At 66.3% G+C, this 21,975-nt stretch carries 10 protein-coding genes (1 of these 10 running past the window's edge); all 10 read right to left on the reverse strand.

Annotated features, from left to right (window positions below):
- Positions 1-11,128, reverse strand: partial view of a non-ribosomal peptide synthetase gene (locus BO226_RS13960; protein ID WP_083543636.1) — the 5' portion only. The gene continues 6,542 nt to the left of window position 1, outside the view; 11,128 of the gene's 17,670 nt are visible here — the first part of the coding sequence; the start codon lies at positions 11,126-11,128; its stop codon lies beyond the left edge, outside the window.
- Positions 11,129-11,503: 375 nt separating this feature from the next.
- On the reverse strand, positions 11,504-11,854 hold the full coding sequence (locus BO226_RS13965) for a hypothetical protein (RefSeq protein ID WP_071935485.1): 351 nt from the start codon (positions 11,852-11,854) through the stop codon (positions 11,504-11,506).
- Between the two features lie 64 nt (positions 11,855-11,918).
- Positions 11,919-13,880 carry an acetoacetate--CoA ligase gene (locus BO226_RS13970; RefSeq protein ID WP_071935486.1) on the reverse strand — a complete coding sequence of 654 codons (1,962 nt, stop codon included), beginning with the start codon at positions 13,878-13,880 and terminating at the stop codon, positions 11,919-11,921.
- Positions 13,881-14,023: 143 nt separating this feature from the next.
- On the reverse strand, positions 14,024-14,293 hold the full coding sequence (locus BO226_RS13975) for a GlsB/YeaQ/YmgE family stress response membrane protein (protein ID WP_016932945.1): 270 nt from the start codon (positions 14,291-14,293) through the stop codon (positions 14,024-14,026).
- 145 nt (positions 14,294-14,438) lie between these two features.
- Positions 14,439-16,106, reverse strand: coding sequence for an AMP-binding protein (locus BO226_RS13980; RefSeq protein ID WP_006553528.1), 1,668 nt, complete (start codon positions 16,104-16,106; stop codon positions 14,439-14,441).
- Between the two features lie 97 nt (positions 16,107-16,203).
- The gene (locus tag BO226_RS13985) at positions 16,204-17,604 is read right to left on the reverse strand and encodes an MFS transporter (protein ID WP_006553529.1); all 1,401 of its coding nucleotides are present in this window, start codon (positions 17,602-17,604) and stop codon (positions 16,204-16,206) included.
- A 146-nt stretch (positions 17,605-17,750) separates the two neighbouring features.
- Positions 17,751-18,299, reverse strand: coding sequence for a hypothetical protein (locus BO226_RS13990; protein ID WP_006553530.1), 549 nt, complete (start codon positions 18,297-18,299; stop codon positions 17,751-17,753).
- Between the two features lie 133 nt (positions 18,300-18,432).
- Positions 18,433-18,957, reverse strand: a complete 525-nt coding sequence (locus tag BO226_RS13995) for a DUF779 domain-containing protein (protein WP_006553531.1) — start codon at positions 18,955-18,957, stop codon at positions 18,433-18,435.
- Positions 18,958-19,050: 93 nt separating this feature from the next.
- The gene (gene adh / locus BO226_RS14000) at positions 19,051-20,574 is read right to left on the reverse strand and encodes an aldehyde dehydrogenase (protein WP_006553532.1); all 1,524 of its coding nucleotides are present in this window, start codon (positions 20,572-20,574) and stop codon (positions 19,051-19,053) included.
- 66 nt (positions 20,575-20,640) lie between these two features.
- Positions 20,641-21,939: a helix-turn-helix domain-containing protein gene (locus BO226_RS14005; protein ID WP_071935487.1), complete on the reverse strand. Its 1,299-nt coding sequence runs from the start codon at positions 21,937-21,939 to the stop codon at positions 20,641-20,643.
- Positions 21,940-21,975: the final 36 nt, after the last annotated feature.

A 21,975-nucleotide genomic window follows, 5' to 3' on the forward strand; every position in this document is an offset into this window, starting at 1 on the left:
CGAGCGACCCGGGTCCCACGCCCGAGGCGATCAAACGACGCGCCAGGCCGTTGACGCGGGTCGAGAGGTCGGCGTACGAAAGGGACGATTCACCGGCCACCACTGCGACGTTCTCGGGCCACGATGCGGCCGCCGCAGAGAAGAGCGCCGGCAGGGTGGCCGCCGGATCGACCTCCGCGCCCGGTGTGGACCACACGCCGAGAACTTCGGCACGTTCGGCCTCGGCCAGCAGATCGACGGTTCCCACCGCCTGTGACGTGTCCGCCAGCACTCCGGCCAGGAGGAGCTCGAACCGTTCGGCGAAGGAGGCCACCGTCGGCTCGTCGAAAAGATCCGTCGCATAGGTCCATTCGACAGCGTAACCACCGCTCGAAGCCGCGGTCAACGTCACCTGCAGGTCGAATTTCGCAACATGCGGGTCGAATTCGAGCCCTTGCGCGGTGAGACCTTCGAGCTCGAGTGCCGCCTGCGCGATGTTCTGGAAGGCGAGCACCACCTGGAAGAGGGGATGGCGATTCTGTGACCGTTCGGGATCCAGCACCTCCACGAGACGCTCGAACGGAACGTCCGCGTTCCCGAATGCTCCGAGGTCGATCTCCTTGACCCTCGCCAGGAGATCGGCGAACGACTCACTGCCGTCCACGCCGATGCGCAGCACCAGCGTATTGACGAACATACCGACGAGTTCGTCGAGTGCAGCCTCGCCGCGCCCTGCCACCGGCGTTCCGATGGCGATGTCACGGTTGCCCGAGAGCCGGGACAAGAGCACTGCCAACACCCCATGGACGACCATGAACGGTGTCACTCCGTGCGCTTGGGCGACGCGGTCGATGCCGTGGCCCATGTCCGGGGCGATCCGCGACGAGAACGTCCCGCCGTGGTACGAGGAGACCGACGGGCGTGGGCGATCGGCCGGAAGCTCCAGCTGGTCCGGCAACCCCGACAACTGCGACTTCCAGTACTCGAGCTGTGAGGACACGATCGAGTCGGGGTCCGATTCATCGCCGAGCACCTCACGCTGCCAGAGCGTGTAGTCCGCGTACTGGACCTGCAGAGGCTGCCAGCCCGGCAGATCGGCACGCGAACGCGCAGCATAGGCAATCATGACGTCGCGAGTGAGAGGGGCCATCGAGAAGCCGTCCGCTGCGATGTGATGCACCACGAACACGAGAATGTGCTCGGTGTCGTGTACCCGAAGCAGTCGCGCCCGTACCGGTGGCACCTCGGTCACGTCGAATCCTGCACGCGCGAGATCGACGACCACTGCGCGCAGGTCCTCTTCTGCGACATCCTCCATTACAAGCTCGAGCGGGACCGAATCGACGGGAAGAATCTGCTGATAGCCGACACCGTCGACCTCGGGGTAGACGGTACGCAGCACCTCGTGCCGGCCTATCACGTCGGTTACCGCCTGACGCAACGCTTCGACGTCGAGGACACCTCGCAGTCGTATCGCGGCCGGAATGTTGTCCACCGCGGATCCTGGGTCGAATCGGTTCAGGAACCACATACGGGACTGGGCCAGGGACAACGGGATGCGAGTGGGACGATCGACGGCGACGAGCGCCTTCCGCGCTCCCGCACCCTCGGTCCGCTCGACCCGCGTCGCGAGCGCCGCCACCGTGGGCGCTTCGAACAGCGCGCGCACCGGCACCGATGTATCGAGGGCGGAGCCGAGTCGGGCCACGACCTGCGTGGCGATCAACGAGTTGCCACCGAGCGCGAAGAAGTCGTCGTCCGCACCGACCCGATCCACACCGAGCACATCAGCGAACACCCCGGCGACGATCTCCTCCACCGGAGTCGACGGAGCCCGGAACTCACGCGCCTCGAACACCGGAGGCGGCAACAACTTCCGATCCAACTTCCCCGACGCGTTGAGCGGGAACTCGTCCATGACCACCCACGCGTCCGGCACCATGTATCCCGGCAACACCCGAGCCAACTCGGCCTTGACGACAGCCGTATCCACGACCATCCCGGCCTCGGGCACCACATAGCCCACCAACTGCTGCCCCAGCTCACCGTCGTGCACCACCACGACCGCCTGAGCCACCACGGCCAGATCCAGCAACGCCGACTCGATCTCACCCAGCTCGATGCGCAACCCACGCACCTTCACCTGGAAATCGGCCCGCCCCACATACTCCAGCTCCGCACCGCCACCGGCACTCGAGGACGAACCCCACCGCACCAGATCTCCCGTGCGGTACATCCGCGCACCCGCCGGCCCGAACGGATTGGCCACGAACCGATCCGACGTCAGATCCGGCCGCGCCACATACCCCCGCGCCAACTGATCCCCGGCCAGATACAACTCCCCCACGACACCCGCAGGCACCGGCGACAACCGCGAATCCAACACGAACACCTGCGTGTTCCACACCGGTACACCGATCGGCACCGCCACCTGATCCGCATCCGACACCTCGTGGAAGGTCACATCCACCGCAGCCTCGGTCGGACCGTACAGATTGTGCACCCGAACCGACGGCAACGCCTCCCGCAACCGCGCCGCCACCGACGCCGGCAACGCCTCCCCCGAGGCGAACACCGACCGCAACGACACCGCCTCGCCCACCGACGACTCCGCCACGAACACCGACAACATCGACGGCACGAAATGCACCACCGACACCGCCTGCTCGACCATCACCCGAACCAGATAACCCGGATCCCGATGACCGTCCGGCCGCGCCACCACCAACCGAGCACCGATCTGCAGCGGCCAGAACAACTCCCACACCGACACATCGAAGGTGAACGGCGTCTTCTGCAACACCACATCAGCAGCGGACAGACCGTACTCGGCCTGCATCCACACCAACCGATTCACGATCGCCGCATGCGAAACCGACACACCCTTCGGGCGACCCGTCGATCCCGACGTGAAGATCACATACGCCGGCAACTCCCGACGCAACACACCCCGACGATCCGCATCCCGCACCGGAGCATCGGAGAACTCCGATACATCCAACTCGTCGACGAACACCACCGACCGGCCCTCGGGAACCACCAACCCGTCACCCGAGGTCGACAACACCACCACCGGATCCGCGACCCCGAGCACATACCCGATCCGCTCCGCCGGCTGATCCGGATCCACCGGCACATACGCACCACCGGCCTCGAGCACGGCATAGATCGCCGTCAACATCTCCACCGACCGGCGCATCCCCACAGCCACCAACGACTCCGGACCCACACCCTCGGCCACCAGGAACCGCGCCAACCGCCGCACCCGCGACGCGAACTGCGCATACGACAGCGACACACCCTCGAACACCACCGCAACCGCATCCGGCGTCCGCGCCACCTGATCCTCGAACAACCCCACCAAGGTCGTCTCCGGCACCCCACACGCCGTGTCGTTCCACGACTCGAGTACGAGCGTCCGCTCGGCAGCGTCGAGCAATGGGAGTCGGCCGACCGAAACGGACGGGTCCGCCACCACGGCTTCGAGCACCCGCACGAAACGCCTTGCGAAAGAGGAGACCGTCGCCTCGTCGAACAGGTCCGTCGCATAGGTCAGTTCGGCGGGCATACCGGCCGGGATGCCCTCCTCGTCGATCGATTCCGACAGTGTCAACTGCAGATCGAACTTCGCAACCCGCGTATCGAAGCCGACCTCGTTCACCGACAGTCCCGGAAGCTCGAGAGCGGTCCGACCGAGGTTCTGGAACGTCAGCATCACTTGGAAGAGAGGGTGCCGAGCCTCCGAGCGCGTGGGGTTCAACACCTCCACCAGACGCTCGAACGGTACGTCGGCGTGCCCGAAAGCCCCGAGATCCGTCTCGCGTACCTGCTCGAGCAACTGCGTGAACGACTCGGACCAATCCACCGGCGTGCGCAGTACCAGAGTGTTGACGAACATTCCGATCATGTCGTCGAGTCCGGCTTCGCCGCGTCCTGCGACCGGCGTACCGATTGCGACGTCGTTCGTGCTCGCCAGCCGGGACAACACCACCGCGAGCGCACTGTGTACGACCATGAACACTGTGCTGGAGCGCTCTCTGGCGAAAGCGATCAGCGCGGCATGCAGTTCGGGCTCGATGGTGAATCGGACGCTCGCCCCCGCGAACGACGCAACGGCCGGTCGCGGCCGGTCGCTGGGAAGGTCGAGCTGATCTGGAAGTCCTGCCAGCGTCGTGGTCCAGTAGTCCAACTGGCGCGAGATCAGGGAATCCGGGTCGTTCTCGTCGCCGAGCACCTCACGCTGCCAGAGCGCGAAATCTGCGTACTGCACCGGGAGCGGCGACCATGCGGGCGCATCCCACGAGGAGCGTGCAGCGTATGCAACCATCACGTCGCGTGCGAGTGGCCCCATCGACCAACCGTCGGCCGAGATGTGGTGCACCACCATGCCCAGGACGTACTCACGCTCGCCGATCTCGAAAAGGCGGGCATGCAGCGGGACCTCGGTCGTCACATCGAAGCCGACGGTCGCAAGCTCGAACAGCTTGCTCTCCAGCTCGTCCGGCTCGATCGGCTCCGGCGTCAGATCGGGAACCGTCTGTGCCGCGTCGAGCACGACCTGGCTCGGGCCTTCCACGGAGTCCGGAAAGACGGTCCGCAGTGATTCGTGTCGGTCGGTCACGTCGATGACCGCGACCTGCAGCGCGGTAATGTCGAGGTCCCCGCTGAGCCGGATCGCGATCGGAATGTTGTTCACCGCCGAATCGGAATCCAGACGATTCAGGAACCACATTCGCTGCTGGGCGAGGGACAGTGGAATACGTCTGGGACGGTCGACAGGCGCCAGGGCGGGTCGTCCTCCCCCGAGCGCGTGCTGCTCTACGCGCGCGGCCAGCGTACCGACGGTCGAGGCCTCGAACAGCACTCTCACCGGGACAGTGGTCTGCAATGTCGCGCCCAGGCGCGAAACCACCTGGGTGGCGATCAGCGAGTTGCCACCGAGATCGAAGAAGTCGTCGTCCACGCCGACTCGTGCTACCCCGAGTACGTCCGCGAAAGTGTTCGCAACGATCGCCTCCACCGGGGTCGACGGCGTACGGAACCCCTTGGTCTCGAACACCGGTGCCGGCAGCGCTTTGCGGTCCAGCTTGCCCTGAGGTGTCACCGGCAACTCGTCCAGCACGACAATCGCTGCGGGCACCATGTGGGACGGCAACCGGCCGGTTACGAACGCGGTCAGAGCTTCGACGTCCACCGCACGGCCCTGCACGGCGGTCACGTAGGACACGAGCTGAGTCGTACCCGACACGCCGGTGTGTCCTACGGTCACGGCACGATCGACATCGCCGTGAGCAGCAACAGCAGCGTCGATCTCGCCGAGCTCGATCCGGAAGCCACGGATCTTGACCTGGAAGTCACTGCGGCCGACATACTCGATCTGCGGTGTCCGCGCACCCGGTACCCAGCGGACCAGATCGCCTGTGCGGTAGATTCTCTCACCGATTTCCGAATACGGGTTCGCGATGAAGCGTTCCGCTGTGAGACCGCTTCGTGCATGGTACCCGCGTGCAATGCCCGCACCCGCGATGTAGAGCTCTCCTGTGACACCTTCCGGAACGGGCCCGAGCCTGGAATCGAGCACGTACGTCGTGACCCCGCGGATGGGTCCGCCGACCGTGATCACGTCGCCGGCGACGAGGGGATCGGAGATGTTGGACGCGACCGTTGCCTCGGTCGGGCCGTACGCATTGAACATGGTGTGGCCCGGGGCCCACCTGGCCACCAACTCGGGTGAGCACGCTTCGCCACCGACGACGACAACCCGGAGATCCGGCAGGACGGCCGGATCCACGGTGCCCAGAGCCGCAGGAGTCAGGAACGCGTGCGTGACGCCACCTCGGGACAAGACCTCTGCGAGGTCTGCACCGCCGTAGACATCGGCGGGTGCGATCACCATCGTCGCCGATGAACCGACAGCGAGCAGCAGTTCGAGGATCGATGCGTCGAAACTGGGCGAAGCGAAATGCAGTGTCCGAGAATGCGCATTCACACCGAACCGGGCGCGTTGCTCGGCCGCGAATGCCGCAAGTCCCGCGTGGGTGACCGCAACCCCCTTGGGGACGCCCGTCGAACCCGACGTGTAGATCAGGTATGCGAGATGGTCGAGACGGAGTGGCCGGATGCGGTCCGCGTCGGTGACAGGACCTGGTGAGACGACCGCGAGATCTCCGACGAACTCCGCGTCGTCGACAGCGAGCCAGGTGATGCCACCCGGTAACGACGCCCGGTACTGCACGGTCGTCAGACCGAGCACGGAACCGGAATCGGTGACCATGTGGTCGATTCGATCGCTCGGGTAGGACGGGTCCACGGGGACGAACGCAGCACCTGTCTTGGCCACGGCCCACCATGAGATCACGGAGTCGAACGATCGCGGCACCGCGACCGCGACCACCGTCTCCGGACCGATCCCCCGTCCGATCAGCACGCGTGCGAGCTGGGAGGAGACAGCATCGACCTCCTTGTACGTCAGGGAACGATCGCCGGCGACGACCGCGGTGCCCTGAGGATTCCGAGAGGCCGCGTCGGTCAGCAACCGAGCGAGGGTCACGGGTTCGGCGCTGCCGGCACCCCTCACGGACACGAGTTCGTGCCTCTCGCAGGTGTCGAGGATGTCGAGATCCCCGACTGCACAATCGACGTCCGAGGTGACGGCCGCCAGGATCCGTTGGAAGCGTTCAGCGAATCCACGAACGGTTGATGCGTCGAAAAGATCTGTCGCATACACGAACTCGGCAATCAGTCCGACAGGAGATCCGGTCGTGTCCGTGCGCTCGGAAAGGGTGAGCTGCAGATCGAATTTCGCGACGTCGACGTCGACCTCGCTTGCTTCGATGGTCAGATCCGGCAGTTCGAGACCGGTATCGCCCATGTCCTGGTATGCAAGCACCACCTGTACCAGAGGGTGCCTGGCCTGCGACCGCGTCGGCCTGAGGACCTCGACGAGACGTTCGAAAGGCACGTCCGCATTCGCGAATGCACCCAGGTCGACCTCACGCACCTGCTGCAACAACTCGGCGAAGGACATGCCGGGGTCGACATGCGTCCGCAGCACCAGCGTGTTGACGAACATTCCGATCAAGTTGTCCAGCGCCTGTTCACCGCGACCGGCAATGGGGCTTCCTACTGCGATGTCCTCGGTAGCCGACAACCGGGCAAGCAACACCGCCAGCGCCGAATGCATGACCATGAACATGGAGACGTTGTGTGCGCCGGCCAAGTCCGAGAGCGCGCGGAACGTGTGCGCGTCGATGTCGAAACCGACGCGATGCCCGACGAACGACTGCACGGCCGGTCGCCGTCGGTCGGCCGGAAGGTCGAGTTGCTCGGGGATTCCCGCGAGCCGGTTCGTCCAGTACGAGATCTGCTCTGCGGCAAGAGAATCTGGATCGGACTCGTCGCCGAGCACCTCACGCTGCCAGAGCGCGTAATCCGCATATTGGACGTCCAGAGCGGGCCAGGCCAGCGGGCCGCGTCCGGATCGCGCAATGTACGCCGCAGCCATGTCCCGCGCAAGGGGACCGAACGAGACCCCGTCGGCGGCGATATGGTGGATGACCATCGCGAGAGCGACCTCATCCTCGGTCACGCGGAGGATGCGGCAGCGAATCGGAATTTCCCTGGAGACATCGAAACCGGTCGAGGCGAATTCCGCAAGAACCGCCGGCAGTTCGTCTTCCGAGACCGATCCATCGGCAAGACCGAGATCGACTTCGGACATCGGCAGGATCGACTGGTATGCACCGGAACCGGATTCGGGAAAGACGGTACGCAGCGACTCGTGCCGTCGGACGACGTCGTAGAGTGCCGCCTGCAACGCGTCGACGTCGACCTTTCCGCGCATGCGTAGAACGAACGGCAAATTGTAGGTGGCCGCAGTAGGATCGAACTGGTTCAGGAACCACATACGGGACTGGGCCAGCGACAACGGAATCCTGTCCGGTCGCGGATATCGCACGAGCGCCGGCCGACGCCGATCCGAAGCGCGGGACGAGGATGCGAACTCGGCCAGTTCGGCAACGGTGGGTGCTTCGAACACGGCACGGACGCCGAGATGCACATCGAGGGCGGAGCCGAGTCGGGCCACGACCTGCGTGGCGATCAACGAGTTGCCACCGAGCGCGAAGAAGTCGTCGTCCGCACCGACCCGATCCACACCGAGCACATCAGCGAACACCCCGGCGACGATCTCCTCCACCGGAGTCGACGGAGCCCGGAACTCACGCGCCTCGAACACCGGAGGCGGCAACAACTTCCGATCCAACTTCCCCGACGCGTTGAGCGGGAACTCGTCCATGACCACCCACGCGTCCGGCACCATGTATCCCGGCAACACCCGAGCCAACTCGGCCTTGACGACAGCCGTATCCACGACCATCCCGGCCTCGGGCACCACATAGCCCACCAACTGCTGCCCCAGCTCACCGTCGTGCACCACCACGACCGCCTGAGCCACCACGGCCAGATCCAGCAACGCCGACTCGATCTCACCCAGCTCGATGCGCAACCCACGCACCTTCACCTGGAAATCGGCCCGCCCCACATACTCCAGCTCCGCACCGCCACCGGCACTCGAGGACGAACCCCACCGCACCAGATCTCCCGTGCGGTACATCCGCGCACCCGCCGGCCCGAACGGATTGGCCACGAACCGATCCGACGTCAGATCCGGCCGCGCCACATACCCCCGCGCCAACTGATCCCCGGCCAGATACAACTCCCCCACGACACCCGCAGGCACCGGCGACAACCGCGAATCCAACACGAACACCTGCGTGTTCCACACCGGTACACCGATCGGCACCGCCACCTGATCCGCATCCGACACCTCGTGGAAGGTCACATCCACCGCAGCCTCGGTCGGACCGTACAGATTGTGCACCCGAACCGACGGCAACGCCTCCCGCAACCGCGCCGCCACCGACGCCGGCAACGCCTCCCCCGAGGCGAACACCGACCGCAACGACACCGCCTCGCCCACCGACGACTCCGCCACGAACACCGACAACATCGACGGCACGAAATGCACCACCGACACCGCCTGCTCGACCATCACCCGAACCAGATAACCCGGATCCCGATGACCGTCCGGCCGCGCCACCACCAACCGAGCACCGATCTGCAGCGGCCAGAACAACTCCCACACCGACACATCGAAGGTGAACGGCGTCTTCTGCAACACCACATCAGCAGCGGACAGACCGTACTCGGCCTGCATCCACACCAACCGATTCACGATCGCCGCATGCGAAACCGACACACCCTTCGGGCGACCCGTCGATCCCGACGTGAAGATCACATACGCCGGCAACTCCCGACGCAACACACCCCGACGATCCGCATCCCGCACCGGAGCATCGGAGAACTCCGATACATCCAACTCGTCGACGAACACCACCGACCGGCCCTCGGGAACCACCAACCCGTCACCCGAGGTCGACAACACCACCACCGGATCCGCGACCCCGAGCACATACCCGATCCGCTCCGCCGGCTGATCCGGATCCACCGGCACATACGCACCACCGGCCTCGAGCACGGCATAGATCGCCGTCAACATCTCCACCGACCGGCGCATCCCCACAGCCACCAACGACTCCGGACCCACACCCTCGGCCACCAGGAACCGCGCCAACCGCCGCACCCGCGACGCGAACTGCGCATACGACAGCGACACACCCTCGAACACCACCGCAACCGCATCCGGCGTCCGCGCCACCTGATCCTCGAACAACCCCACCAAGGTCGTCTCCGGCACCCCACACGCCGTGTCGTTCCACTCGGTGAGAATCCGATTTCGCTCGTCGTCGTCCAGAAGGTCGATCTGCCGCACCCGGCGCTCGGGTTCGGCCTCGACGAATCTCGACAGAAACGCCAAGAAGCGGGCATGGTGTTCCGCGTTCTCCTGCGCGGTGTAGCGGCCGGGATTCGCTTCGAAATCGATGTTGAGGCGATCCCCCGCAGCATTCTCGTACAGGTTCACACCGAGCGCCTCTACGGTGCCGGTCGACAGAATGGTCAATTCGCCCCTGATCGGACCGAACTGGATGCCACTGTGGAACAGCATGACATTCACGAGCGGACCGAACAGACCTCCGTTCGGGTCCGCCGAATCACGCCGGATGTCCTCATGGCGGTACATCTGATGCCGCAGTGCGCTGGAGACGGCGGTCTGGACGTCCGACACCAGTCTACCGATCGATTGCTCGGCTCCGACGTGCAGCCGGAGCGGAACGATGTTGGAGAGCATGCCCCCGGAACGCCGGGCGACCGCAGTCACACGTCCGGTGACGGGCAGACTGAGAACGATCTCGTCACGACCTGTCATCCGAGACAGGAAGGCGGCGAACGCGGCGATGAACACCGTGGAGCGTGCCGAACCGTGCCGCTCCACGGCAGCGTCGAAACGCTCGGTCTGCGGCTTGGAAAGTGTTTCGGAGGCGAACTCGTTGCGGGAGGACGGCGGAGCAACGCGTGAACTGAGGTCGACGACCGTGTCGACTCCCCTGATCCGTTCGGCCCAGTACTCGCCGTCCCGCACGAACCTGGCGCTGTTGCGATAGGCCAGCTCGGCGGCGCGAAGATCGGCGAGGCTGCCGGCGGCGAGCGGCTCGGGCTCGCGGTGCTCGACCGCAGCCGAATACAGCTCGGCGACACGCAACATGAAGTTCATGGCACCGACACCGTCGAGAACGACGTGGTGCACGCGCGCGTACCAGTAGTAGCGCGAATCCTCCAACCGGATGGCTGCAGCGACGATCAGGCGATCGTTGATGATGTCGATCGGAGCACTGTGCTCGTTTCGCATCCATTCGAGCGCCGCCTGCTCAGGATCCTCCTCATCGCGGAGGTCGACGCGCAGGAGGGTGGTGTCGAGAGTCGGGTCGATGACTTGGTGAGGTACGCCGTCGATCTCGACGAGCCGAACGAAACCCGACTCCAGTTCACCGGCGGCGATCCTGCTGACCCGTTCGAGCACCTCGGTGTCGAGAGCGCCGCGGAGGTCGACGTACTGGGCGTTGTTGATCGCCACATCCGGGCTACGGTATTGCGCATACCACAGTCCGAGCTGCGCCGGAGAAAGCGGCAAAGCTACCTCTTTCGACGTCCGGCCAGCGCTGTCGATTCCGTCGATTTCTCGCGGGTCCAACCGTTACCTCTTTTCCGGAAACCCTCGTTTCCCCCACCACTACGACTCGGCCCTCCGACTGTGCTCGCGGAAGACCGACCGCATCCACCGAAGCAACACGGTGCTTACTGTCTATCCGCGATCGGCCCTGCCTTGTTTCACCGTCCGAGCGCGCCCCCACCCGTATGCGGTCACCTCGAAGTCGAGTCCGTAGCCGTCGCCGATCCTTCGGCATCGGTCGGCAGAGCTTTCGGTGCACACACAGCAGCCCAATTTACAGTCTGTCTGCAGGGCGTCAGAACCGGCCGGTTGGAAGTCGTGAACCGGCCGATCGAGAGACACCACAGACACACTGAAACAGTACCTACCGATAAGTAGGTGATCCGTCGCGCCGATTCACCACATGACGGCGATGATCACATTGAGAATGCCCAGACCACCGGCGACGTGGGCGAGGGTCGCGGTCGAGCCGGGATTCTGCTTCTCCTTCGTCAGGCCGATGAACGCCACGACGAGCACGGCGAGGGCGACCAGCAGCTTGATGCCGATCTTCATGTGGTTCACCTCGACGACGTCCTGCGCCTCCCGCAGACCGACCAGGGCCAGACCCGTCACGACCTGCAGGATGGCGCCGTGCAGCATGCCGGCGACGACGCGCGGTTCCTTGATGACCGCGAGCCACGAACCGATGATGCCCGCGAGGCCGATGAAGTGCAGGATGAGGAAGATCTTGATGGCGATGTCCATGGCGCAATCCGACCATTCGGGACGGGGACTGTCCAGTTAGGTGACGCTCATGGTGTGCCCCGGATCACGCCTGGTCGCGGTACCAGTCGAGCAGGTCGGGTTCGTCGATCGCGGTGCGGTCGACGACGCGGCCGGGATCGGCTCCCTGCAGGATCCGTTTGAGGGGAACCTCGAGCTTCTTACCGGTGCGAGTGTGCGGCACCCCGGGCGCGGCGACGATCTCGTCGGGCACGTGCCGGGGCGAGGCATGCTCGCGCACGGCCGCACGGATCCGTTCCTTCAGGTCGTCGGTGAGCGTGACGCCCTCGGCGAGGACGACGAACAGCGGCATGCGGTACGTGCCGTCGGGTTGTTCGATGCCGAGGACGAGCGACTCGACGACCTCGGGCAGGTTCTCCACGGCCTGGTAGATATCGGCACTGCCCATCCGCACACCGTGGCGATTGAGGGTGGAGTCGGACCTGCCGTGCATCTCGAAGGTTCCGCGCTCGGTGATCGTGATCCAGTCGCCGTGGCGCCACACACCCGGATAGACGGAGAAGTACGCATCGCGGTAGCGACTGCCGTCCGGGTCGTTCCAGAACCGCACGGGCATGGACGGCATGGGGACGGTCACGACGAGTTCTCCGACCTCTCCGCGCACCGGCCGGCCCCCTTCGTCGAAGGCGTCGACCGCCACGCCGAGGCAGGGCACCGAGATCTCCCCCGGCCACACGGGCACCGTGGGGACGGCGCCGACGAAGGCCGTCACGACGTCGGTCCCGCCGGAGATCGACATCACCTGCACGTGCTCGCCGGCGTTGTCCGACAGCCACGCCGACGACGAGGCGGGCAGCGTCGACCCGGTGACCCCGACGCCGCGGAGGGCCGACAGATCGTGGTCGTCCTGTGGGACGACACCGGCCTTGATGCAGGCCAGCACATAGCCGGGGCTCGTCCCGAGCACCGTGACGTTCTCGTCGGCCGCGATCCGCCACAGGCGATCGACCTCGGGATGGGACGGGGCGCCGTCGTAGGTGACGACGGTGCATCCCACGAGCAGCCCCGAGAGCAGGAAGTTCCACATCATCCAGCTCGGGCTGGTGTACCAGAGGAAGCGGTCGCCGGGACGGAGGTCGAGGTGCAGCGACAACGCCTTGAGGTGTTCGAGCAGCACACCACCGTGGCCGTGCACCAAGCCTTTCGGTGGGCCGGTGGTGCCGGAGGAGAAGACCACCCACAACGGATGGTCGAAGGGAACGGGTAGGGGTTCGAGAGCGGCGTCGCCGGAGACAGCGTCCCGCCAGTCCAGAACGGTCCCGGTCTGCCCGGACGTGTCGAACCCGGACGTGTCGAACGATGTCTCCTCCTCCGACACGACGACCGTCAGGGCGAGGCCGGGCATCGCGGCGCGGAGTACGTCCACCTCGTCGACGCGGTCGTGCCGCCGTCCTGCGTAGCGGTATCCGGTTGCCGTGACGAGTGCTCGTGGTTCGAGTCTGCCCAGACGGTCGATCGCCGCAGGTGCGGCGTAGTCCTGTCCACATCCGGCCCAGACGGCCCCGATGCTCGCCGTGGCGAGCAGGGCGACGATCGCTTCGGGGATGTTGGGCAGGTAGCCGACGACACGATCACCCTCCCCCACCCCGTGCGCGCGGAGCGTCGCGGCGAGCGCGGCCGTCCGGCGTTCGAGTTCGGACCAGCAGACCTCGCGCCGGCGTCCCTCCTCGTCGAGGTGGACGATGGCGGCCTCGTCCGGGGGACGCTCCCGGAAGACGTACTCGGCGAAGTTCAGTCGCGCGCCCGGGAACCACACGGCACCGGGCATGGAGGCGTCGGCCAGAGCCGGGCCGGGGTCGGTGTGGGAGACGACGTCGAAGGCGTCCCACACTGCCTGCCAGAATGCGCCGGGCTCGTCGACGGACCACTGCCACAACGCCCGGTAGCCGGGCAGGTCGAGTCCGTGTCTCTCCTCGACGAACCGGGTGAATCCGGTGACGTTCGCCTGCTCGATGTCGACGTTCGTCGGAGTCCATTGCGGTTCCACCACAGTTCACCTCCCGGTCCGGGACCGTACCTGAACACGGACGAAGGCCCGCCCGGACCGACCGGGAACCGTCGTGCACGGACGGACTGCCCGTGAACGACGTCCGAGACGTCCGAAACGGAGCCTCGCGCGAGGACTCTCGGCTACCGCCGCTCGCGCGTCGCAGACGTGTAGATGAGGGTGAGCACCACAGCGACGGCGATGGAGATGATCCAGCGGATCCAGTCGATGCCGGAGGTGTTCTCGTTCCCCTCGGACGAGATCAGACCCCAGATCCAGTAACCGATCAGCGCACCGATGATGCCGATGACGATGGTGATGAGCATCCCCATCGCCTGCTTACCGGGGATCACCAACCTGGCGAGGATACCGATGACTGCGCCGAAGATGATCGTGCCGATGATCTGTCCCATGGTGAGCCTCTCTGTTCGGCGCCGCACCCGGGGCGGCGCAACCTCGACGACCATGTACCCCATCAGTGTCGATCATGAACCTCTCACACGAGGCGGATTCGACGTGCCTTTCGAGTGAACATCCTTCTCCGGCAGGGCCGTGGTCTCACCGGCCCCCGTCCGCTCGTGTCGCCTCGAGCAAGGCGATCGCCTGCTCGCGCATCTCCACCTTGCGGACCTTCCCGGTCACCGTCATCGGGAACTCCTCGACCACGTGCACATAGCGCGGGATCTTGTAGTGGGCGAGCTTGCCGGTGCAGAACGTCCGGAGCGAATCGGCGTCGAGCGGTTCGGCGCCCTCGCGCATCCGGATCCACGCCATGAGTTCCTCGCCGTACTTCGTGTCGGGCACGCCGACGACCTGGGCGTCGAGGATGTCCGGGTGGGTGTAGAGGAATTCCTCGATCTCGCGGGGGTAGATGTTCTCCCCACCCCGGATGACCATGTCCTTGATCCGGCCGGTCACCGAGACGTACCCGTCCTCGTCCATGACGCCGATGTCGCCGGTGTGCATCCATCGGGCCGCGTCGATCGCCTCGGCGGTCTTGTCGGGCTGATCCCAGTAGCCGAGCATCACCGAGTAACCGCGGGTGCATAGTTCGCCGGGTTCGCCGCGCGGCACCGTCAGTCCGGTGACGGGGTCGACGACCTTCACCTCGAGATGCGGGCCGACACGACCGACGGTGCTCACGCGCCGCTCGATGCTGTCGTCGCTGCGGGTCTGCGTCGAGACCGGGGAGGTCTCGGTCATGCCGTAGCAGATGGAGACCTCGCTCATGCCCATCCGGTCGATCACCTGCTTCATCACCTCCACCGGACACGGTGATCCCGCCATGATTCCGGTCCGCAGACTCGACAGGTCGTAGTTGTCGAATCCGGGGTCGGCCAGTTCGGCGATGAACATCGTCGGCACGCCGTACAGCGACGTGCACTTCTCCTCGGCGACCGCACCGAGCGTCGCAGCGGGGTCGAATCCCGGCGCCGGCAACACGATGGTCGCGCCGTGACTCGTGCACGCGAGGTTGCCCATCGTCATCCCGAAGCAGTGGTACAGCGGGACGGGGATGCAGACCCGGTCGCGTTCGGTGTAGTGGCACAGCTCGCCGACGAAGAAACCGTTGTTGAGCACGTTGTGGTGACTGAGGGTGGCGCCCTTGGGGAAACCGGTGGTGCCCGAGGTGTACTGGATGTTGATCGGATCGTCGGGCGACAACGAGGCCTGGGCCGCGTCGAGCGGTGCCCGGTCCTCGGTGAGCGCGGCGCGGCCGGAGTCGACGAGTTCGTCCCACCGCGGCGAGTCGAGCAGGACGACGTCCTCGAGATCGGGGCAGTTGGGCCGGACGGTCTCGATCATCTGCGCGTAGTCGGAGGTCTTGAACGTCGGGGCGGACACCAGCATCCGCACACCGGCCTGCTCGAGGACGTACTGCAGCTCGTGCGAGCGGTAGGCGGGGTTGATGTTGACGAGGATCGCCCCGATCTTCGCGGTTGCGTACTGCACGAGCACCCACTGCCAGCAGTTGGGTGCCCAGATTCCGACGCGGTCACCCTTGGTGATGCCCGCCCGCAACATACCGAGCGCGAGCACGTCGATGTCCGCGACGAATTCGGTGTAACTCCAGCGCTTTCCGGCGGCAGAATCGACGAGCGCCTCACGGTCGCCGAAGCGGGCGGCGGTGCGGTCGAGGTTGTCGCCGATGGTGTCGCCGAGCAGCGGGACGTCCCAGGCACCCTGGGTGTAGCTGGGCAGACGGTCGACGTCGAGGCCGGACATCGCATTCTCCTTCACGAGGCGGGGAAACGGCTGTGGTGGCGGTCGTCGGGCTGCTGCCGGACGACCGCCACCGGGGGTGGATCGGTGGGGCGGTGGATCAGAGGGCCCGGTCGCGGGTCTCCACGAGCGCCGCGGTGCAGACCAGGCTCACGAGGCCGATTCCGGCCAGCATGATCCCGATCGCGATACCGCCGTAGGAGGCGGCGAGCGGTGCGGCGATCATCGGCGGGATGGCGCCGCCGAGGACACCGGCGAAGTTGTAGCCCAGACCGGCACCGGTGTAGCGGTAGCGGGTCGCGAACATCTCGGGCAGCAGTGCTCCGCACGGCCCGTAAGCGATACCGAAGATCGCGAGGGTGATCATCATTCCGAGCACGAACGCAATCGGTGAGCCGGTGTCGAGGAGCGGGAACAACACCAGTGCCCAGACCACGGAGAAGGCGCACGAGACCATGATGACCTTCTTGCGCCCGAAGCGGTCGGAATACAGCGCGGACAGCACGATCGCGAGACCGAAGACGAGCGACGAGGCGATGCCCACCACCAGGACGAACGGCCGGTCGAATCCCAGCTCGGACGTCGCGTAGCTGGTCAGGTAGGCCGTGCCCATGTAGAAGAAGGCGAACATGATGGCCAGCGCGCCGCCGGCAAGGAAGATCTCCTTGGCCTGGTAGCGCAACGCGTCGAGGAAGGGCAGCCGGCGCGGGGCCTCGATCTCGGCGGCCGGGGCACTACGGCGGGCTTCCTGCTCCGCACGAAAGACAGGAGTCTCTTCGATGGCGAGGCGCATGTAGAGGCCGATGCCGACGAGAACGATGCTGAGCAGGAACGGGATCCGCCAGCCGTAGTTCAGGAAGGCGTCGTTTGTGTCGCCGAGGGCGAGACCGGTGAACAGGAAGGTTCCGCTCGACAGGGCGAATGCGATGGCGGGACCGAGCTGCGGGAACATCGCGTACAGACCGCGTTGGCCTGGTGGCGCGTATTCGGCGGTGAGCAGGGTCGCACCGGCCCACTCACCGCCCACTGCGAAGCCCTGGGCGAATCGCAGCAGCACGAGGATGATCGGGGCGGCGACACCGATGGTCTCGGCGCCGGGCAGAAGGCCGATGAGCAGGGTGGAGATACCCATCAGCAGCAGCGTGGAGATCAGCGTCTTCTTGCGTCCGATGCGATCGCCGAAGTGCCCGAACAGCATTGCGCCCACGGGGCGGGCGATGAAGGCGACGGCGAAGGTCGCGAAGGAGGCGACGGTACCTGCGGTCGATCCGAGCGCGGGGAAGAAGACCGTCGGGAAGACGAGCGCTGCGGCGGTGCCGTAGATGAAGAAGTCGTAGAACTCGATCGTCGTGCCCATGCAGCTGGCGACGGCGACGCGCCGGATACCGGGCCCTTCCTTCGAGGGGCCCGCGTGGCGGGGTGTGGATGGATCGGGACGCGAACGTCCCACCGGTCCGGCGACGGGGGGTTCGGCAGCCCCCGGGGTCGACACACTGGTCACGTGAGTCCTCCGTTGTCCGTTCGAACCGCGGGCGTGATCGCCTCGGCGGATGAACGAAACGTAGTGATGCCGGTCACCCCCGCACCACCCCCGAAAGGGGGGTAGAGGTGACCGGCATCACATAGTGCGCCGAACGAACGAAATTGTCAGCGGCCGGCGGCGCCCGCGATCTCCTGGCGCATCTCGCCCCACACGGAGGCGTAGGAGTCGATGTTGGCGGCCGTGGCCCACGCCAGCGAGCCGCCCTTGATCTTCTCCAGGGCCTCGGCGAACAGGTCCTGGTAGCGCGACAGGCGCGGCACGAACGCCGACACGTCGTCGAACAGACTCTGCGCCCGGCGGTCGAGGTCGATGAGGCCGTCGACGAATCCGTCGGCGTCCGCGTTCTCGAGGAGCGTGTTCAGCTCCTCGTCGAGCGGGAGGAACTGGTCGTAGAGCTCCGAGATCGAATCCTCGTCGATGGAGACCCGTTCGGCATCGAGCTGATCGTTCAGCTCGGAGGTGCCCTTGTCGGTGAGGCTGATGCCGCCGCCGTTCTCCGACGCCTTGCCCTGTTCGAGGAGCGCGGCCACCGCAGCCTGGCCGGCCGCCACCGACACACCGAGGTGCGCGGCGATCACCTCGGCAGTGACCTGCTTCTTCAGGCGCACCGTCTGCAGCAGCGCCAGTTCGTCCACGTTGCCTGCGAAGGCCATGCCCACTCCTCGTCGCACCCGCCGGGCGCCCACGTCGTCGTCCGGAATCCGGACGGATTCCGTCCCGATTCTGACGCACACCGGCAACCGGCAGGCGAGTCACCCTCCTCCCGATGGGATCACGCAGATGGGATCACGGGGACAGGCCGGGTACCGGGCACGCGTCGGCGGCCTCGGCGACCACGGTGGGCACATCGGACACGGCGGGCTCCACGCCGGCCTCCCGGTCCCGCCCGGTGAGTGGCCGGTGGGCTTCCAGGAGAGCCATTTCGTCGGAAGTGAACGCGCGCCCCCTGCTGAGGAACCGCACCCCCTCCGGACTCTCGAGACTGAACCCGGAGCCGCGCCCGGGCACCACGTCGAGGACGAGACAGGTGTGCTTCCACGCCTCGAACTGCGAACCGGAGATCCACACCGGCACGGCGTCCGCGCCGACCGGCGGATCGGAGCGGGTCTCCCCTGCCCCGAGGCGCAGGTCGAGGACTCCGAGGAGCACGTCGCAGTCGCCGACGACGAAATCGCCGTCGGGATAACACATCGGCGCGGAGCCGTCGCAGCATCCGCCGGACTGGTGCATCATGAGCGGTCCGTTGCGCTGCGCGAGGCGGCGCAGCAGGGCGACGGCATCGACGGTCGCCACGATTCGCGGGACGGTCACAGGCCTGCCTTTCCGTTGGGGTGCACGGTGTTCCGAGCGTATGGCAACGGCGCCTGCCACGTCGTGCGGACGTGACAGGCGCCGAAGTTCGGATCAGAAGAAGCCCTGTGCCTTGGGGGCGTAGGACACCAGGAGGTTCTTCGTCTGCTGGTAGTGGTCGAGCATCATGTGGTGGTTCTCGCGGCCGATGCCGGACTGCTTGTAACCACCGAAGGCCGCGTGCGCGGGGTACTGGTGGTAGGTGTTCGTCCACACCCGGCCGGCCTGGATGGCGCGACCGGCACGGTAGGCGACGCCACCGTCGCGGGACCACACACCGGCACCGAGACCGTAGAGGGTGTCGTTGGCGATCGAGATCGCATCGTCGAAATCGCTGAAGGACGTCACGGACACGACCGGGCCGAAGATCTCCTCCTGGAAGATGCGCATCTTGTTGTTGCCCTGGAAGATCGTCGGCTGCACGTAGTAGCCGCCCGAGAGGTCGCCGCCGAGATCGGCGCGCTCACCACCGGTGATGACCTTGGCACCCTCGCTCTTGCCGATCTCGATGTACGACAGGATCTTCTCGAGCTGGTCGTTCGAGGCCTGAGCGCCGATCATCGTGTCGGTGTCGAGCGGATCGCCCTGGCGGACGGCCTTGGTGCGGACCGCGGCGAGCGAGAGGAAGTCGTCGAAGATGTCCTGCTGGATCAGCGCACGCGACGGGCACGTGCACACCTCACCCTGGTTGAGGGCGAACATCGTGAAGCCTTCGAGCGCCTTGTCCTGGTAGTCGTCGTTCGCCGACAGCACGTCGGAGAAGAAGATGTTCGGGCTCTTGCCACCGAGTTCGAGGGTGACCGGGATCAGGTTCTGCGAGGCGTACTGCATGATCAGCCGGCCGGTGGTGGTCTCACCGGTGAACGCGATCTTGCGGATGCGCGGGCTCGACGCGAGCGGCTTGCCCGCCTCCACACCGAAACCGTTGACGATGTTGACCACGCCGGGCGGCAGCAGGTCGCCGATGATCGAGATCAGGTGCAGGATCGACGCCGGTGTCTGCTCGGCGGGCTTGAGGACCACCGCGTTGCCGGCGGCCAGGGCCGGCGCGAGCTTCCACACGGCCATGAGGATCGGGAAGTTCCACGGGATGATCTGGCCGACGACGCCGAGCGGCTCGTGGAAGTGGTAGGCGACCGTCTCGGAGTTGATCTCGGAGATCGAACCCTCCTGCGCGCGGATGGCTCCCGCGAAGTAGCGGAAGTGGTCGATCGCGAGCGGGATGTCGGCGTTGAGGGTCTCGCGGATGGGCTTGCCGTTGTCCCACGACTCGGCGAGGGCGATCGACTCGAGGTTCTCCTCGATGCGGTCGGCGATCTTGTTGAGGATCACCGCGCGTTCGGCGGGCGAGGTCTTCCCCCAGGCCGGCGCGGCGGCGTGGGCTGCGTCGAGCGCGAGTTCGATGTCTTCCTCGGTGCCGCGAGCGACCTCGGTGAACACCTGGCCGGTGACGGGGGTGACGTTCTCGAAGTACTCCCCCTTCACCGGGGGCACCCACTGACCGCCGATCCAGTTGTCGTACCGGGACTGGAAGGACATGTGGGCGTCGGGCGAACCGGGGCGGGCGTACACGGTCATGTGCATCTCCTGCAGCGTCGAGCGGTCGGTATGTGATCCGGAACACTACGAACGCGAGGGTTGCAACTACGTTGCGAGCTGCCTGTCCAATCGGGTCAATGTGGCGTCGACCTGCGCGAAGCGGGGTGACCGGGGATCGATCGATGCCCGGTAGGCCGCCCAGGCGGTGATGTCCTCGCGGCCGTGGACGGACGCGGTCCATTGCGCGAGCAGATGCTCCTCGCCGCAGCGCAACAGCGCCGCCCGCACGCCCGAGCAGAGTTCGTCGCGGATCTCCTCGATGCCCGGCGCCACCGATCCGGGCAGGATCTCCTCGGTACAGAGGCGGACCGCCGAGGCCACGTCGCCGCGGTCGAGTGCGCGGCGCACGTCCGCGACATCGGTGTCGAGCGTGGTGAGCAGCCGATAGGGCCGCGATCCGAGGTGTTCGGCCCCGAGCACCTTGCGCAGGCGCGACATCTCGGCGCGGATGGTCACCGAGTCGAGTTCGTTCTCGTCGAGCAGCATCGCGAGCCGGTCGGAGCTCAGGCCTTCGGGGTGATCGGCGAGGATCAGCAGGATCTCGGCGTGCCGGCGGGACAGGCCGACGCGTTCGCCTCCGCGGTGCAGGGCGGGCCGCCCGGCGCCGATCGTCTCGATGCGCGGCGTCGCCGACGGGAACAACGGGCGGCCGCTCAGGGCATGCAACCGCAGTTCGGCCTCCGCCGCCGCGACCGTCGCGCGGACGAGTTGCAGGACCTCGGGCGCGGCGACGCGGTGCCCACCGGTGATGTCGATGGCACCGAGGACCCGGCCGCTGGTGGGGTCGTGCACGGGAGCGGCCGAACAACTCCATTCGTGCACCGTGCGGTTGAAATGCTCGGCGCCGAAGATCTGCACCGAATGATCCACGGCGAGAGCCGTTCCCGGAGCGTTCGTGCCGACGCGGTCCTCACTCCAGTCGGCCCCTTCGACGAAACTCATCGACAGGGCGCGGTCGCGCGCGGCGTGATCGCCCTCGACCCACAGCAGCCGTCCCTGTCCGTCGGTGATGGCGACGAGCAGTCCACTGTCGTCGGCGTCCTCGACGAGGAGCTTGCGCACCACCGGGCGGATCAGCGACATGGGGTGGCCGGCGCGGTACTCCTCGAGGTCGTGCCCGGAGAGCAGTGCGGGTTGTTCGACGACGTCGGGATCGATGCCGCGCTGCAGGCTCCGGCTCCACGAGTCGCGGACTACCGAGCGCACCCCGTCGAGCCGATTCTTGCCGCGGGCGGAGACGAACGTGCCGTGCGCGCGCAGTACCGCACGTGCGTGCGCGGCCACGTCCGCTCCCGGGTCGAGTGCCACCCAGGGGTTGGTCGTCGCGATTCCACGATCCGTCATGTACCGGCGCCTCCTCCCCCGACATTGTAGTCGGGA

It is taken from the genome of Rhodococcus sp. 2G, assembly GCF_001886355.1.
In the GTDB taxonomy this organism is placed as follows: Bacteria; Actinomycetota; Actinomycetes; order Mycobacteriales; family Mycobacteriaceae; genus Rhodococcus; species Rhodococcus pyridinivorans.

Bases quoted from the DNA above. Each gene is read 5' to 3' on its own strand.
- BO226_RS13965 (WP_071935485.1), bottom strand. From the start codon at position 11,854: ATGGACATCGCCATCAAGATCTTCCTCATCCTGCACTTCATCGGCCTC.
- BO226_RS13975 (WP_016932945.1), bottom strand. From the start codon at position 14,293: ATGGGACAGATCATCGGCACGATCATCTTCGGCGCAGTCATCGGTATC.
- BO226_RS13980 (WP_006553528.1), bottom strand. From the start codon at position 16,106: ATGTCCGGCCTCGACGTCGACCGTCTGCCCAGCTACACCCAGGGTGCC.
- BO226_RS13990 (WP_006553530.1), bottom strand. From the start codon at position 18,299: ATGGCCTTCGCAGGCAACGTGGACGAACTGGCGCTGCTGCAGACGGTG.
- adh (WP_006553532.1), bottom strand. From the start codon at position 20,574: ATGACCGTGTACGCCCGCCCCGGTTCGCCCGACGCCCACATGTCCTTC.
- BO226_RS14005 (WP_071935487.1), bottom strand. From the start codon at position 21,939: ATGACGGATCGTGGAATCGCGACGACCAACCCCTGGGTGGCACTCGAC.